Consider the following 16,751-nt stretch of genomic DNA (forward strand, 5'->3'; position numbering starts at 1 on the left):
TTGGAAAAAATCTCCTGGATGGCAGAAAAAAACGCCAACAATAGCGTGCCAATCAAAGTTCATGTTGTGTATTTTTACGATGAATCTTATATGAATAAAATTAGTAACAAAACGAGCACACAATATTTTGAAGAATATAATGATCTCAAAAAAGAATTCCCGAGCAAAGTTGAGGTGATTGAATTTGATGTTGTGCCAGGAAGTGCCCAAGATACGGTGGTTGTAACACCCAAAAAAGCTGGCGCAAAGGGTGGCGTTATTTTTGCGCGTTACAACACGGTCAATGTCAATCAAAAATATATGTTAGGTCAAGAATTTGAAATTCGCATGGTCTTTAAAAAAGATTATGTAGAGTTGATCAGAGATGGACAATCAGGATAATAACCGTGGAAAACGTATTTCAAAAAGCTAGTGCAGATATCAAAGCAAAAGTTGGAGAGCAGCAATTTGGGTCTTGGGTCAAAGATCTTGTATTTAAAGAGCAGGCTGGCAACAGAGTATTTATCGCTGCAAAAGACTCTTTCACCAAAGATTGGGTTGAAACTTATTATTCGCACTTTATTTTAGAAGCGCTTAAAAAGATAGATCCAAGCATTGAGATTGTGACATTTGTTGAAGATGCAATACTAACGCAACCGCAAAAAAAAGAAACGGTTGCAGCTCTTGAAAAAGCCGATGATGGTATTGATCAAGTTAAAAGTTTTGAAAACTTTGTGGTAGGCAAACCGAATGAATTTGCTTATGCAGCGGCATTGCGTGTGGCTGAGAGTAAGAAGATGGTTTACAATCCCTTGTTTCTTTATGGAGGCGTTGGGCTTGGTAAAACCCACTTGATGCATGCGATTGCTTTAAAAATCAAAGAGCTACATCCAAAGAAAACGGTTTTGTACATTTCCGCTGAAAAGTTTATGTACAAATTTATCAAGGCGCTGCGTTTTAAAAACATGGTGGCCTTCAAAGAAGAGTTTCGCAATATTGATGTATTGATGATTGATGATGTGCAATTTTTCAGCACAAAAACGACAACACAAGAAGAGTTTTTCCATACTTTTAATGCGCTCATTGATGCAAAAAAACAAATCATTTTATCAGCAGACAAACCTCCTACTGAGTTGGTCAACATCGAAGATCGCTTAAAGTCTCGTATGAGCTGGGGATTGGTTGCGGATATTCATCCAACTACATATGAATTGCGTTTAGGTATTTTGCAATCCAAAGCTGAATTAATGCATCTCAATATTAGTGATGAAGTTTTAGAGTTCATGGCGGCCAATTTATCGGATTGCAATGTGCGTGAAATGGAAGGTGCCTTAAATCGTGTTGCAGCTCACGCAGATTTGATGGGCCGTTCCTTAGATGTTGCTTCTATCAAGACAATCTTAAAAGGTGTCATCAAAGATACTGATCGTCAAATGACCATCGATGAAATCAAAAAACGTGTATGCGAATATTTTGGCGTGAAGGTCAAAGAACTAGACTCTGCCAAACGTGTGAAAAGTATTACGCGCGCTCGACAAGTTGCAATGTTCTTAGCTAAAGAGCTTACTGATAAATCCTTCCCTAACATTGGCGCAGAATTTGGCGGCAAAGATCATACAACCGTTTTATATTCTGTGAATAAAGTGAAGACATATCTAGAGACAGATGAGAGTTATAAATCTGATGTGGATACACTAAGAGCATCTTTGAATTTGCGTCGATAACTCGCAAAGTTCGTCATCACCAACTGACGCATCCCCACGAATTAAACATGTGCAGATGTCATCACGAGCCTTGCGTAGCAAGGCGTGGTGATCCATGGATGGTAATTCTATGCTATATTCTCTGGACTGTTTTGTCTTGTTGTAAACATTTCTGCCTTGTATGATTGAGCGTTTCTATAGCTTGGCTAAGGTTAAATTCTGTTAAAGGCTCAATAAAGTTTCCAAAACTTTCTAGACTTAATAGGGCTAAGGTTGTTTGTGTGTTGGTTGATGCAGTTTGTATGCCATAAATATCAATAAGCTGGGTTGCTAAAGTTAGCACCCTGATAAGGTAGATTGCTCCCTCATCTTCTATTTTATTGAAGTTAAAATTAAGCGTTTTCAAACTTTTGTTCGTGATAAGAGCGTCTGCTAAATATATTAAACCATCAGATTTTATGGAGTTTTCTTCTAATATCAGTTCTTCTAGGGTTTGGGTTCTTGCGAGCCAACAGGCTAACGCTTTTGCACCTTTAGGCCCAAATCTATTACGACTAAGATCGAGTCTTGTAATTTGTATACTTTCACTGCTGCAAAGCGCATCGGCTAAAGTTTTAACTTCTGCATCGCCAAGTTGCATTGCGCTAAGATTCAGCTCTCTTTGGGAAAGTGTATGATTTTCTATTGCGTAAATCACATGATCAAATGTATTTGCTTGCAGTGATATAAAGGGAAAAATTGAAAGTTATGTTGGTTCGCTAGCCTTCACTATAGCAAAAAATGCTAGACGGAGCAATGTGGTTTAATACTGGTATTTGCAGACAAAATGTAGGAGCGTCATCCTGAGTGTAGCGCAGGATCTTCTTGAGTTTTTCACAGTAAGAGCCTTCACTCGTTTTGCTCATTCAGGATGACGGGAGCTATATTAACGCTTGTTACGATCCCCTAAAAGATGTAACAACATATAAAATAAGTTGATGAAATCCAAATATAAAATCAAAGCACCAAAAATAGCCATTTTGCTACGAGAATCTTCATCTGTCATATAATACATATTCTTAATGCGTTGTGTGTCATAAGCTGTTAAACCGACAAAAATCAAAGATCCTATCATAGATAAAGCATATGCTAATCCAGGAGATTGCATGAACCAGTTGATAATGGAAGAAATTACCAATCCAAATAACCCCATCATTAAGAAGGAGCCCATATTGGTTAGGTCTGTTTTTGTGACATAACCATAAATGCTCATGACACCAAATAAAACAGATGTTGTGAGAAATGCATTGGCAATGCTAGGCATAGAATACACAATAAAAATCAAAGATGACGAAATACCAATGGATGTAGCATAAGCATAAAACAGCCCCATCGCCGCACCTTTAGATAGCATATGAATACGTGCGCTTAAGAACATTACAAACAAAATTGGCGCAAACAATACAATATAACGCAGTGGCGTGCTGAAGATTGTATACATCAATTGCGGAGATGTACTGATAAAGTATGCTACAAAAGCTGTGAGAAATAATCCAAAGCTCATGTGCGCAAATACAGCGTTGATATAAGATGTCAAACCATCTACTTGACGGCCTGAGACAATAGTTTTTCTACGAGTAATAGCCATGAAACCCTTACTGATACGTGATACTAGTGTAGATTAGCAGAGTTTTTTGAAGGATGGCAATGTCATAATCGTCATCACGAGCTAATTCATCCCCACGAATTAAATATGCGCAGACGTCATCACGAGCCTTGCATAGCAAGGCGTGGTGATCTATGGAGGTAGTTCGCGATCTGACCTATCCCCACGAATTTTCTAAAATCCAAAAAAAGTCTCGAACGCTTAACTATACAAGCTTTTCTTCTGGAGAAATAGACAGAAAAATATAAGGACAGTTGCCGTCATGGCGAGATTTTCGAAAGAAAATCGTGGCCATCCATCCGTCTTCGCAATTTTGCCAAAGGTAAAATTTAGCTACGACGAGATTGATTGAGTCGGAGTGTTTGAAACGGATGTTTCGCCTCTATGGATCACCACGCCTTGCTATGCAAGGCTCGTGATGACATCTGCGCATATTTAATTCGTGAGGATGGGCCAGTTCGCGATGATGACTGCTGTTGCGAAAAAGCATGAAAATTGGAAGCCACTCTCCCAAATTTCAAAGAAAAATTGACATTTGAGGTAAAAAAATATGAAAATTGGAAGTAAGCCTTCCAAATTTCAAATAAATGAATCGTGATATTTTCTTTCGAGGAATTCAAAAAGCTTTTGAAGTTCATCCTATTGTTGGTCTGTTAGGCCCAAGACAGTGTGGAAAAACAACGCTGGCTAGGCAATATATTTCTCATTTTCCAGACAGTAATTATTTTGATCTCGAAGATCCAGAAGATCTTTCTAAACTTGAGCACCCAAAGCGCGCTTTAGAAAATTTAGAAGGATTAATTGTAATTGATGAGGTGCAAAAAAGGCCGAAATTATTCGAATTGCTACGCGTTCTTGTTGATCGACCCAATAATAAAGCCAAATTTCTTATACTTGGAAGCGCGTCTCGTGATTTATTGATGCAATCTTCTGAAACTTTAGCTGGGCGAATTGAATACATAGAGCTTCCACCATTCTCGCTATTTGAAGTGGATGATATGAGAAAATTATGGCTCAGAGGAGGTTACCCAAAAGCTTATTTGGCTGATACAAATGAACAAGCTACACAATGGATCAAAGCTTATGAAAAGACTTTTTTAGAAAGAGATATTCCAAGCTTTGGTTTTCAGATTGCGCCAAGCAAGATGCGCCGTTTTTGGATGATGTTAGCACACTATCATGGGCAGATTATGAATGCATCTGAAATAGGGAATTCTTTAGATATTTCACATAAGACTGTAAAGCATTATGTTGATATTTTATCAGATACTTTAATGATACGTGTTTTGCAGCCATGGCATGAGAACATCAAAAAACGCCAAGTCAAAATGCCAAAAATCTATTTCAGAGACAGCGGTGTATTTCATTATCTTCTAGGTATTAAAGATATCTATACACACCCTAAAATGGGCGCATCTTGGGAAGGGTTTGCGTTGGAGCAAATCATACGTATCTATCAACTCAAAGGCGAGGATCATTTTTATTTCTGGGCTGTACATTCAGGTGCGGAGCTAGATCTTCTGATTATACATGAAGGGCGAAGAATTGGGTTTGAGTTTAAAATGGCAGACGCACCTCGGTTAACACACTCTATGAAGGTTGCACGTGATCTCTTAAAGTTGGATCAGTTGTATGTTGTGTATCCTGGTGAGAAATCTTATTTTTTGGATGAGGGGATTGATGTGGTTCCACTTTTAGAGTGGACAACACTGTAACCTGGTCATCATGGATTGCCACGCATTCTTATGAATGCTCGCAATGACGAAACTCCGCAGAGGCCGTCATCACGAGGAGCGCAATATTACCGTCATCACGAGGAGCGCAATATTTCCGTCATCACGAGGAGCGAAGCGACGTGGTGATCCATATGGGGGATGGCCACAGCCCCTTCAGGGCTTCGCCATGACGGCGTTATGCTTCTTAACTATATTTCTCCACAAGTGCTTCAAGTTCAAACTCTTTACATAAGTACAAACTCACAGGATTGTGCGGCTCCAAGTTTGCATAATTCCAGTAGGATTTGTCGCGAATGGATTGAACCATTTTCAAAGTTGAGCTTAATAATTTTACAATCTTAGAATCTGGGATTTTTGGATAATTTTTTATAATCCAAAGAATTGCATTTGTTCTGTCGCTTCTGCGTGCAACAGGCACATACTTTTTTGCGCCTTTCTTTTTCACAAGCGGTGTGGCTTTAGCTAAAGATAGGGAGCGATTTGTGTTTTTTTCACCCTCTTCAATATCGTGTGCGGTTAATTGCCCTGAGGCGATAGGATCAAATGGCGCGATAGATGTATGCTCATCATCAGCTAAATTTTGTACTTCCAAAACATGCAATCCACAAAAATCTGCAATTTGTTTAAATGATAGCGCTGTATTTCGAATCAACCACAATGCTGTTCCCTTTGGCATTAGAGGTGATGCGCTAGATGCATTTGCCATATCTAGTTCTGGTGTGTTAAATCTCGATATCTCATTATTATCATTAATGCGAGGAAAGATAAAGCGCCCCAGATGAAACTATAGAAATAAACATAGGAATTTCCATACACATCCGCGATATATCCACCAAAAGCATCAGCGCTAAATAAGCAAATTGCATTAATGAGGTAATATACACCAAACGCTGTTCCTCTTACATCAGGGTCAACCACATCTGCTGTTAGGGCTGTGAACGTATTGGTTGTGATACCCATTTGCATACCCCAGAAAATGACACCCAAAAAGAAGCCTTTTAAGCAGGTCGCATAAAAGAAGAAAAAGTCAGACACAAGCATAGAAAAAATACCAACCAAAAGCATTTTTCTTCTACCAAACTTATCAGATAAAACACCGATTGGGTAAGAAAATAACGCCCAGCTGATGTTAAATACTATCATAATGTATGGAACATTTTCGTATGCCATATTGAAGTTGCGGATGGCATAAGTTCCCATAAAAGCTTCATTACAACGACCTAGCATGAAAATTGCATTCACAATCATAAGCAAAATAAAGCTTGTTCCCATTTCTTTAAGTTTTGACAAACGGAATCGTCGTTTACCGTTTGTTTTTGGTTGACTGAATGGTATTTCTTTAACCTTAAAAGCAATGATCAATAAAATGATAAATGCCGGCACAACAGCAAATTGGAACACATCTCTAAATCCAAATCCTGCACGTTTCATGAGTAACGAAGCAATAACAGCGCCAACAACGCTGCCCAATTGTCCTAAACTTCTCACAAATCCAAGACTTTGTGCGCGTGTTTCTTTGGAGGATGCGGCAGAAATCAAGGAATCTCTAGGAATCGAGTATACACCGTTTCCAATTCTATCAATCGATCGACCCATCAGGATATAAAAAAAGCTGGAGGAAAATGCGATCATAGAACGTCCAAGGAAAATAATACCACAACCTAAGAAAATCAAAGCTTGGCGCTTTCTCAATATATCACTGATAAATCCAGAGCCGAATTTGAGTAATTGAGATAGACATTCAAAGACCCCTTCAAGAATACCAATGTTTGTTTGAGAGTATCCAAGAGACATGAGGTATGCTGGGAATAAACTGAACACCATCAAGAATGATGCATTCATTAAGAACATCGCAACGCTCATATAAAGAACAGTCGGTTTATGATTCGCTTGGTGTTCTGGGGAAGTTTTAGACTTCGTAGTCTGGCTCTCGAGCATCAATAAAATGGAATGCTGTCATCTGAGTTATAATAGAAAAATTTTGAGGTTGTTGCAAGCAGGTAAGCATGGCCATCATCACAAGGAGCGAAATAGCAGGACGTCATCACGAGTCTTGCCAAGCAAGGCGTGGTGATCCATTATGGATAGCCACGCTACGCTCGCCATGACGAGTTTTTATCACGAAATTGGCAACAAACCCATCCCTTAAAACCTGAAATTTCAATTTTTTCATATGATGCGACTATTTGTCCATGATGTTTAAATTCGGTCGACAAGATTAATTTCCCCAAACATTTCACCAGCGCTTCCTTGACTAAGGTTGAAATGTGGGCCACCTTGAATAAATAGTTTACCTGTTGCTGTTCGTTCTAATATGAAAATTTACCATTTTTTAATACTTTTATTAACCTTATTATGAAGGAGAGATAGAAAATTATCAGAGGTGTTATGTTTTTATTTTTAGGCGCGTCAGAAAGTCCTGCGAATGCTGTAATTTTACCAAAGGGGTATGTGAAAGCTTTAAGAAAAGGGGGCAATTTTCAAAAGGCGATTTTGCCGAATTTACATGTCGTTGAGGAAAGTAAATCTCAATCTCAATCATCATTGAATTTTGAAAAGGTCACACAATCCAGCTCTCTCAACTTAAAGCGAGAATCAACAGGAATTTATCAAGCGAGTGATTCTGCGGACTCTAAAGAGGCCCTTCAATCATTCATTCTTTCTGAATGTGATGCTGCCCGTGTTGATTCTAAAGGACCACAGAGGTCTTTGCAATCTGGTAGTTCTTTTAATGTGAGGCGAGAGCAAGCTGGAATTGAGGATAGTGATTCTACGAATTCTAAAGATGCACTGCAAGTGCGGAAACCTCATCCAGTTCAACTCTGCAATATTGAATTAGAGTATATTAAGTATTACAAAGCTCTTGAAAAGGAGTTGACTCAAGCGCGCAACTTAAAGGAGTTAGCTGATTTACAGCGAAAAACTCAAGAGAGCATGGATACCTTTGAGGATAGCATGGGGTATACAAAGGGCAACGTTTTGAAGCTATTTTTGGAGTTATCAGGCAAGATTGATGCAAAAATACGCAAATTAGGAGTTAAAAGGTAATTGAGGTTATGCTATAGCCTTGATTTATTTCTTTTATTCTCCTACCAGACGGCTAGAGACAACTGTCCTGAGGAGCAAAAATTCTTTAGATGAAGCCCTTGCAGGTCTTATAGAAGTTAGTCAAAGTGGTGATGCGGAATCTGCAAATGAGGCGCGTAACGGTATTTTAGGGTTAGCAAGATCTGTAGGCACTAAGAGATTTGATACGGCTCTACAAAACTATCAAGCTTTTATACGCTCTAAAAAAACAACAGAAGAAACGAAGATCCCTGATCTATCTGTATCTGATGAACCTAATTGCGATGATTGAGCAACCTAAATCGGGTCCTTTGTGTAATGAGAGAAACAAACGCATCCTTTGAAGTTTTCTGCTTTTATAGGATGGTACGAAGTGTTGATTTGTCCATGATGTTTGAATTCAGTCGACAAGATTGATTTCCCTAAACATTTCACCAGCGCTTCCTTTTGTGTCCATAAGTCGTAAAATTTTTCCAGAGAGTCGCCAACAAATTCTTGCTCTTCTTTGGTGAAATGCCGCTGCATTAATTTCTGAAATTTGGGTCGTGGTCGTATATACTCAATATCCACACCAACTGATCCATTTAAAGAAACAGCCAAAACAATTTTGTTATGACTATGACTAAGGTTGAAATGTGGGCCGCCTTGAATAAATGGTTTACCTGTTTTTGTTCGTTCTAATATGAAATTTTCTAGATTAAAATGCTCTTTTAATATCTGACGTAAAAATTGCTCAGATTCACCTTTTTGATTTTGATAATTCTCGTGAAACAAAAACACGTCATCCTGAGGTATAGCCGAATGATCTTCTTGAAATAGTTCCCGCTTAAATGTCAAAATATTTTTCGCGTATTGATCATACGTACATACTACAGCACTAACCCGGCATAAAGGAAATATTCTTAAACTGTTTCAACAAATCAGCGCTAGCACCTAAACATTCTTGCCTCATATGTACATTTATTTCTTTATTATGCCATTCGCTTGCTGCGAGGCAGACTAATAGCTCTATTATATCAGCTTCCTTAAGTTTTCCAGAGATAGATATTCTTTTTAAGTTGGGCAGTATAGCGCTTCTAAGTTTTCCAATTGTATCAGCCATAAATCCAATTTCTGGCCCTAATATCAAGTGTGTTACATTTGTTTTCTTCGCATGTGATAAACAACTGCTGCAATATTGAGTGATAGCTGGTTCATCAAATGTAATACAAGCTTTTTTTGGTGATTCAGAAGGACAGGTATGTGAAAGTTCTGCATAAAGTAACATAAAATTTAAAAACACAGAAGCGTCCTAAATAAATGACTTCCAAGTTGAAATGGTAAAAAAAGAATTAAGATTTTCTTAACGAACGGTTAAGTTTTGACCCTCGGAGCCGTCATGGCGAGCGTAGCGTGGACTCAGCCTGTCATTGCGAGCATTCGTTAGAATGCCTGGCGATCTATTATGGATCACCACGTCGCTGCGCTCCTCGTGATGACGATCTGTGGAACGCCGTCATGGCGAGCGAAGCGTGGCCATCCATGTTTTCTGGATCACCACGCCTTGCTTCGCAAGGCTCGTGATGACATCTGCGCATATTTAATTCGTGGGGATGAATTAGTTTGTGATGACATGACTCTGCCTTATTCTCTATGATGACGGTTATTCAATAGGCGACCTAAGAACTGCTGTGATCATCAACGCGAAGCTTGTTCTCTTCGGTGTCTTCAAGCTCTGCATTATAAAAGTCTGCAGGCGCTGCTTCATATCCAGCTAAATCAGTCACGTACATTTCTAAGTCACCTAATTCTTCGGACTCTTCTTTTGACATAAATGGAATGTCATGAATGGCATATAATAACCTTTGTCTTAAGTCATTGATATCCAAATATCCTGAACCAATTTCTTGCAAGGCTGCAACATCATCTTTGTCATGACGCTCACCAACAGTCATAGCAATTTCTCTAGCGCGTTTTCCGCAAAGTAGCACAAGCTCAAATCTGTCTTGTACAACGCGCAGACAATCATCAACGGTAATTTGTGTCATAAATCTGTTCAAAATAATGATCTTCTCAATCAGTTTACATGATTGGCAGAGAAAAGGCTATACCGTTATCACGAGGAGCGCGCGCTCTGCCGTCATCACGAGGAGCGCAGCGACGTAGTGATCCATTGAGATAGCCCGCCTACGCTCTTTGAGCTTCGGCGAGGCATCCACTTCACACGCTCCGACTTGATGATAAATCATCTCGTCGTAGCTATCCGCCGTCGCCCGAAGGGCTATGGCGAGATGCGAAGACGGATGGATTGCGACGCATTCTGACGAACGCTCACAATGACGATAGTATTAATAATCCTTGAGCTTGACGTATAAACTTCCTATAATTAAGTGAGGATGGGTGGCCGAGTGGTTGAAGGCACCGGTCTTGAAAACCGGCAAAGGGAAACCTTTCGTGAGTTCGAATCTCACTCCATCCGCCATCCGTCTTCGCAATTTTGTCGAAGACAAAATTTAGCTACGACGCGACTGCGTTGTAGCGTGCGAAGTGGATGCCTCGCCGAAGCTCGTAAGAGCGAAGGCGGGCCCTCAAAAACAATAAAGGTTTATTATGAGCAACATCACTATTCACACAAAAGACGATTTTAAAGGTATGCGCAAAGCAGGTAAGCTTGCATCGCAAGTTCTTGATTATATTGAGCCCTATGTGAAAGAAGGTGTAACAACGCTTGAATTAAATGATTTATGTCATAATTTTATTATTGAACATAAGGCGATTCCTGCGCCTTTAAATTATAAAGGATTTCCAAAATCTATCTGTACATCTTTGAATCATGTGATTTGTCATGGAATTCCTGGAGATCGTAAATTGCAAAAAGGTGACATTTTGAATATCGATGTTACGGTGATTTTAGATGGATGGTATGGTGATACAAGTCGTATGTATACAGTTGGAAAGCCGTCACTTTTAGCAAAGCGCTTAATGGATACAACCTATGAATGTCTCATGCGTGCCATTGATATGGTTAAGCCAGGTGTGCATTTGGGTGATATTGGGCATGCCATCCAGACACTTGCAGAGTCTAAAAATTTCTCCGTTGTACGCGATTTTTGTGGCCATGGTATTGGTCAAGTTTTTCATGCCCCACCCTCCGTTTTGCATTTTGGTCGCCCTGGAGAAGGTGAGATGTTGGAAGAGGGTATGTTTTTCACGATCGAGCCTATGATTAACGCAGGTAAATACCATGCCAAAGTTCTGGCTGATGGGTGGACAGCGGTTACTCGGGATTCATCTTTGTCTGCTCAGTATGAACACACGATGGGCGTGACGAAGGATGGGGTTGAGGTGTTTACGGTTTCGTAATAACAGATGTTTCGTCAAGGTACCCCCCTCTTTCAAGTAAGTTTTTCGCCATCCAGTTATCATAACCAGCTAATTGAAGACTCTGGTTTTGACTCCCAGCAGTTTTGCCGTGCTTTCTGTGTAAAAATCCTTCTTCAAAAACTCCAGGGTTAGTCCTATTTTCTAAAACGAACACATATTGAGTGCCAGAAGCGGTATTTTTCTGAACGTATCCTGAGCGTGTTTTATCTTTACTTAATGCTTTTAAAAGTTTACCAAAATGCTCAATTGGTGTGTGAGAAATGTGTGCTTCAGGGCCTTTAGCTTTCCCCCATATTCTCATAGCTAAATTGTAATCATCTTCTGTTAGAGTTATTGGCGCAGGTTGGACTGTGGGTATAAGATTGCTTTTCTGTTCAGCTCGAGCTGCAGCTTTGATTGCTGCTTTGTTTTTTCGTAACTCCTCAACCATTTCTTTCCAGCTTTTTCTCTTTTCTTGCAGTGCTTCTTCTAAAAATTCTTGGTTTTCATTTTCTGAGACAGCTTGATCCTCTTTTGGTTTTGCTTGAGAGTGTATTTTTTCTGTAGCTGCTGCACTTGTTGCTTCAGATGTGGAAAGTTTTGTGTTTTGTAAAATAGTTTGTTGAACGGATGAATAATAGGTGCGTTCGATAAGATCTTGGTCTACAACTTGCAATACGCCTTCTTCTAAAAGATCAATATAAAATAAAAATCTTTTAGAGTAATTTTCTACTCCTGAAGTTTTCATGTGTTGCTTTAGAGCAAGTTCAAAAAACTCCTTCGCTTGTTTAAAGTTATCTTGAAAGAAGTGATAAGAACCTTTCTTGCAATACATACGAGCCATTTCTTGATTTATTTGAGTGTTAACAAATTGAAAATTTTCTCCTAGCGTTACAATGTTGATTTCTTTAGCAAGAGTTTGCAGTATTTTCTCAGCTTGCATAAATTTTTCTGATTGTGTGTATGCTACTGCTAATTGCAATCTTGCTTCCGCTTTTAATCGCGCATCGGTTGTTTTTTGAGATATTTCAACGCTTTTAGTGGCGGCATCAATAGCTGCTTCATGCTCCTCTTTTAAAATATGGACAGAGCTTTTCGACATATAAATATTTGCCCATCTTGCGGGATATTTTTCTTTGTGAGGTTCTTGCAAAGCCATATTCATATATCGATTGAAATCCGCAAACTCTCCAGTTTGTCTTAATAAAACAAGTAGGTTTGCATATGCACCCATTTTTACTTCGCTATTTTCTCGATCTACAGGATTTAATTCTAAATAGACCTTAATTACATCCCTTGCTTTGTGAAAGTCTTGTTTATCATGATAAAGAAAACTGAGTTTAATTAAACTGTAATCAAAAAATTGTTTAGACTGAGAACGGTTTTGTGGGTTTGAGATAATTTTTTGATATAATTTTAGACTTTTTACTGTGTCTGAAGTTTCATATTTCTCAGCTTGAGAGTAAAGAGTTTTAACATCCCATTTTATTAGGCCGCATTCTATAGCAAAATTCTCTAGCTGTTCAGGCGACTCTAGAACTTCTGTGTTTACAAAGGCTTTCATTTCAGCTGTTGCATCAGAACGACAATAAAGTTCCGCGAGTCTTTTATCTATATTTTCTCTTTTAAACTTTCTTCCTCGTATCGCTTCATATCTATCCTTAGCTGCTTGATATTGAAATGCTGCAGCTTCTAGAGGAGTCTTTCCCAAAGCTTCTCCAGAGCATAAAAACATATCTTGAGCTGAGCTGCTAATAGTATTTTGGCATGCAGTCGCAGAGCTTCTCAAAATGCTCAAATAAAGCGCTTCAGTTGGAGCGGCGCAATCATAAGTTCCGTAAATTTCATGGTGCGGAATTGGTTCTGGAGCGCTTCCACATAAACTCAAAAACAAAAACATATTCTAATTTATCTCCATGTGCGTAGTTCTATATTTATAAAGAAATTTTTCTTCTATTTCAAGAGTTTTAACAAATTGTTACGTTGAGGAAATATTTTGAGTTTTTGTTTTATTGCATTTGTAGAGAGTCTAAAACCTATCATCCTAAGAAAAAAGCTGTCATCCTGGGTCTTTGGCTACGCTAAATCCCGGGATCCAAGCAGCGCTGTATGGATCCCGGATTCTTGCCTTTGGCTCGCTCCGGGATGACGAGGGTGGCATGATCAAAGACGAGCTCATTCATTTTGCTTATTCTATGAATCAACTCATAGCCCTCAAAATTCCTTTAATCGAAGCATTAAAATGCTGCGCCACGAACATGAAATCCTTAAGACGCACGATTACAAACATTATAAGTGAATTAGAAAATGGGACACTTTTATCTGATGCATTAAAAAATTACCCTAAGATATTTGATCCACTTTTTATTAGATACATAGCGCTTTCTGAGCAAACAGGTGCAAATTATTTTCATCAGATTTACATTTATCTGCAAACCAAACAAGCTTTCCAAAAGCGCCTCCAACGTGCGCTGATTTATCCAGCATTTATCTTGGGATTCCTGTTTGTGCTGTTATACACATTGAGTCAGTTTTTGTTGCCAGAGCTCATGATATTTTTGACAGAGCAAAATAAACCAATCCCTACCCTAACCTATGTTTTGGTTATGTTCACAAAATATGCGCCTTATGGTTTAGGTTTCATGTTATTGGGTTTATATGGATGCATAAAATCGGATTATTTGATTTTGAAAATTCCGTTTTTTGGACGATGGATTCAGAAATATTATGTGAGCTTATATTTCAAAATCACCGCGTTATTCCTGCAAGAAAAAATTCCTCTGACAGATGCTTTGACATATGCAAATTCTGTGATTGTGAACCGCACCTTACATGATAAATTTGCAGTAGCTTTACAAGGATTAGATCAAGGGCAACATTTTTATGATGTGATTCCGTATGAAAAAGATTTCATTCGCATGGCGGAGGAATATGGATTTTTAGAAGAAGGGTTAGAGAAGTTATCTGTGATTAAGGAGAAGGAGGTGAATGATACCATTGACCTTTTCATCAAGATTCTTGAACCTGCGTTAATTGTGATTTTGGGTGGTGTGATTTTTATGATTGTTATGGCGATATGGGGGCCGTTGTATGAGGTAAGCTGAGTTGTCATCACGAGGAGCTTCTGTAATGCTGTCATCACGAGAAGTGTAGCGACTCGGTGATCCATGTGGATTGCCACGCATTCTAACGAATGCTCGCAATGACGGTGAGTTGTCATCACGAGGAGCTGAGCTGCGTGGTGATCCATAAATGATTTGAAATATGAAACAAACCTTCCTATAATTTTGTAGAAGTTTCATATTATCAAAATCTTATGTTTTTATTGTTTATCGCTGCAACTGACCCTAAACCTCAAACAGCTGAAACAAAATATGTGACTTTTGAGCAGGTGTTTTCTGCAGATATGGTAACACCTTCATATTTTGCCGCAGCTTTTACATTTAGTGCTTTAGCAACTGATTTCAAAATCTTCAGTCTATTAGCTTTTACATCGAAATATAATACCCCCGTCTATTGTTTGACCAATGCTGCAACTATTGCCGCTGTTAAATGTTATTTTCGTCCGTCAAGTTATTGGAAGTGGGCCGCCTATTTTACTGGATTTAAAACACTTGCCTATTTTGGGTCTTTGTTTTTGCATTCATCAGGCGCTCGAGCTTTAGAGGTGCATGCTGCAGAGATTCCCAGAACTTTTGAAGTTTCGAATGCTTTCAGGGCGGTTTTACAAGATAATGTTAAGGAAAATCTCAATCCTTCTTCGTCCGTCCATAACTCTAAACTTTCTACAAGCCCTTCAAAGCCTCTTGTATGTCCTATACAGGGGTCATCCGATCATGCTCCTGACACAACAGAGGTTTTCGGATTTTCTTGCATGATTGATACTTTTACATGGTTTCACGAAAAAATGTTCGAATGGCTTATAGGTGAAACACTAACTCAAAAAATTAGCCGATGTGCAGAAAAAGGAATTGCTGTGGTTATAGCTGGAAATGATGGAGATAATATGCAGACTATTGCGGATGGCAATTCATCAAAAAAGACACAATTTTCGCCTAAAGTATATCGTGATATATTAAGTATTGCGCAACACAACCCTAGAGTTATGATTGTAGGGGGATATTGGGACGGTACGCCTAGCGAATGGGATGCTATAGCAAATAATCTAACGTCTGAACAAATAGAGCGCTCAAATGTTCTTTTCATAAGAGCGCCTATAGCATATCTGATAAACGGCCAATGGGTTGCTGGAACATCTAATGGGCAGTCCTATGTTTCTAATATATTGCTTACATTAAAGCAACAATATTCTGGCCATCAACCAGAAGCATATAATTTGGCGCTCTTTAAATGGGCAAAAGCTAAAAACAACTATAAAGTTCCTATGCCGGATGGTCTGACGGATGCATTTTATGACGTAGTCGCTCAAAACTTACCGAGAAAAATTGATCAAGGTCTTAATTCTTAATAAACCCTTACCCCACACAAAATATTTCACATTTTTTTCACCTCATCTCAAATTCCACAACAAACCTTGAGATAATCGAGCAAATGCATCATTTTTTGCTACATAATTGATTCTTGAACATAAGAATTGCCTGATCACAGATGAGCTGGATATTTCTTATATCTATAAAAAAGTCTACTTACCCTTCACAGAAAAAGGACAGCGCTTTAAACACATGATGATGAATGTGTTTGACATCAAAAACCTGCCAAAAACCACTCAACCTGTGTTTGCGTATAGTCATATCATTTATTTTCACGCCTATAAGAAGCTACAAAAAGGATGGAATATTGTGATTTATGGCACAAAAGCGCTCATCACCAAAGGGTATAGGATTTTTAAAGATATCAAACACTTTAAACATCTTAGCGAATTATATGATTACCTTCATCGATTTGGGTTTGATGAGCAAGAATCACACAATGTGATCTATAACAAGAAAAGTCACATTGAGAACATTAAGCACGCTGTGTTTCAGAACGCTTTTATCTCTCAGTTTAATCTGAATGCAAAATTTCCACTTTTAGATATTGCGCATACTGCAGCTCTTGTTTTTATTGGTTTTGCTACACTTTTTACACAGACGTCCCAAAATCTGTGTTGTAAGCACAACTTCTTTGAGATGGTTAATTATTTAGAACAACAACCCAGTAATAGTGTCAAAAAAATTACCAATAAACCAAGGGTGTTAAATGTAAATTTTTATGTCGATACGCCCGACGAAATTATGAAAGGAGTTCCGCATTATGTTAACACTACGAAAAATTAATATG

17 protein-coding genes and 1 tRNA gene are annotated in these 16,751 nt (G+C 38.6%); 10 read left to right on the plus strand and 8 right to left on the minus strand.

From position 1 onward, the window contains the following. The first annotated feature begins 18 nt into the window (after nt 1–18). The gene (locus tag H6850_01880; protein ID USO02717.1) at nt 19–381 is read left to right on the plus strand and encodes a hypothetical protein; all 363 of its coding nucleotides are present in this window, start codon (nt 19–21) and stop codon (nt 379–381) included. After that, on the plus strand, nt 372–1,703 hold the full coding sequence (gene dnaA / locus H6850_01885) for a chromosomal replication initiator protein DnaA (GenBank protein ID USO02812.1): 1,332 nt from the start codon (nt 372–374) through the stop codon (nt 1,701–1,703). The genes H6850_01880 and dnaA overlap by 10 nt, the downstream gene beginning before the upstream one ends. A gap of 112 nt (nt 1,704–1,815) precedes the next feature. Here the strand turns inward: dnaA and H6850_01890 are convergent, their stop codons facing one another. Both H6850_01890 and H6850_01895 read right to left on the minus strand, forming a co-directional pair. Continuing rightward, nucleotides 1,816–2,379, minus strand: coding sequence for a hypothetical protein (locus tag H6850_01890; protein USO02718.1), 564 nt, complete (start codon nt 2,377–2,379; stop codon nt 1,816–1,818). A gap of 228 nt (nt 2,380–2,607) precedes the next feature. Further along, nucleotides 2,608–3,309 carry a Bax inhibitor-1/YccA family protein gene (locus H6850_01895; protein USO02719.1) on the minus strand — a complete coding sequence of 234 codons (702 nt, stop codon included), beginning with the start codon at nt 3,307–3,309 and terminating at the stop codon, nt 2,608–2,610. A 605-nt stretch (nt 3,310–3,914) separates the two neighbouring features. On the opposite strand from H6850_01895, the gene H6850_01900 reads away from it, so the two are divergent. Then, nucleotides 3,915–5,042 (plus strand): ATP-binding protein, encoded by a 1,128-nt coding sequence (locus H6850_01900; protein USO02720.1) that lies wholly within the window; start codon nt 3,915–3,917, stop codon nt 5,040–5,042. Between the two features lie 205 nt (nt 5,043–5,247). On the opposite strand, the gene H6850_01905 is transcribed toward H6850_01900, so the two are convergent. Beyond that, entirely contained in the window at nt 5,248–5,769 is a 522-nt protein-coding gene (locus tag H6850_01905) for a DUF1013 domain-containing protein (GenBank protein ID USO02721.1), read from the minus strand. A gap of 2 nt (nt 5,770–5,771) precedes the next feature. Beyond that, nucleotides 5,772–7,001 (minus strand): MFS transporter, encoded by a 1,230-nt coding sequence (locus H6850_01910; protein USO02722.1) that lies wholly within the window; start codon nt 6,999–7,001, stop codon nt 5,772–5,774. A gap of 450 nt (nt 7,002–7,451) precedes the next feature. Between H6850_01910 and H6850_01915 the strand changes: the two genes are divergently transcribed. Further along, nucleotides 7,452–8,111 carry a hypothetical protein gene (locus tag H6850_01915; protein ID USO02723.1) on the plus strand — a complete coding sequence of 220 codons (660 nt, stop codon included), beginning with the start codon at nt 7,452–7,454 and terminating at the stop codon, nt 8,109–8,111. Nucleotides 8,112–8,130: 19 nt separating this feature from the next. Further along, the gene (locus H6850_01920) at nt 8,131–8,421 is read left to right on the plus strand and encodes a hypothetical protein (protein ID USO02724.1); all 291 of its coding nucleotides are present in this window, start codon (nt 8,131–8,133) and stop codon (nt 8,419–8,421) included. Between the two features lie 5 nt (nt 8,422–8,426). On the opposite strand, the gene H6850_01925 is transcribed toward H6850_01920, so the two are convergent. The 3 genes from H6850_01925 to rpoZ form a co-directional block, all read right to left on the minus strand. After that, nucleotides 8,427–8,966, minus strand: coding sequence for a 4'-phosphopantetheinyl transferase superfamily protein (locus tag H6850_01925; protein ID USO02725.1), 540 nt, complete (start codon nt 8,964–8,966; stop codon nt 8,427–8,429). Between the two features lie 40 nt (nt 8,967–9,006). Beyond that, on the minus strand, nt 9,007–9,411 hold the full coding sequence (locus tag H6850_01930; GenBank protein ID USO02726.1) for a hypothetical protein: 405 nt from the start codon (nt 9,409–9,411) through the stop codon (nt 9,007–9,009). Between the two features lie 376 nt (nt 9,412–9,787). Beyond that, entirely contained in the window at nt 9,788–10,156 is a 369-nt protein-coding gene (gene rpoZ / locus H6850_01935; protein USO02727.1) for a DNA-directed RNA polymerase subunit omega, read from the minus strand. A 346-nt stretch (nt 10,157–10,502) separates the two neighbouring features. Between rpoZ and H6850_01940 the strand changes: the two genes are divergently transcribed. Both H6850_01940 and map read left to right on the plus strand, forming a co-directional pair. After that, nucleotides 10,503–10,590, plus strand: a tRNA-Ser gene (locus H6850_01940). A 128-nt stretch (nt 10,591–10,718) separates the two neighbouring features. Beyond that, a complete protein-coding gene (gene map / locus H6850_01945; GenBank protein ID USO02728.1) occupies nt 10,719–11,471 on the plus strand; it encodes a type I methionyl aminopeptidase in 753 nt (250 codons plus the stop codon). Here map and H6850_01950 read toward each other — a convergent pair. Beyond that, a complete protein-coding gene (locus H6850_01950; GenBank protein USO02729.1) occupies nt 11,458–13,371 on the minus strand; it encodes a hypothetical protein in 1,914 nt (637 codons plus the stop codon). The two genes, map and H6850_01950, sit on opposite strands and share 14 nt — an antisense overlap. A gap of 172 nt (nt 13,372–13,543) precedes the next feature. Here H6850_01950 and H6850_01955 point away from each other — a divergent pair, with 172 nt between their 5' ends. The 3 genes from H6850_01955 to H6850_01965 all read left to right on the plus strand — a co-directional run bounded on the left by H6850_01955 (nt 13,544) and on the right by H6850_01965 (nt 16,747). Continuing rightward, on the plus strand, nt 13,544–14,575 hold the full coding sequence (locus tag H6850_01955; protein ID USO02730.1) for a type II secretion system F family protein: 1,032 nt from the start codon (nt 13,544–13,546) through the stop codon (nt 14,573–14,575). Nucleotides 14,576–14,787: 212 nt separating this feature from the next. Continuing rightward, nucleotides 14,788–15,939: a hypothetical protein gene (locus H6850_01960; protein USO02731.1), complete on the plus strand. Its 1,152-nt coding sequence runs from the start codon at nt 14,788–14,790 to the stop codon at nt 15,937–15,939. Nucleotides 15,940–16,045: 106 nt separating this feature from the next. Then, on the plus strand, nt 16,046–16,747 hold the full coding sequence (locus H6850_01965) for a hypothetical protein (protein ID USO02732.1): 702 nt from the start codon (nt 16,046–16,048) through the stop codon (nt 16,745–16,747). Nucleotides 16,748–16,751 lie beyond the last annotated feature (4 nt).

The sequence above is a fragment of the Alphaproteobacteria bacterium genome (assembly GCA_023898745.1).
Lineage (GTDB): Bacteria > Pseudomonadota > Alphaproteobacteria.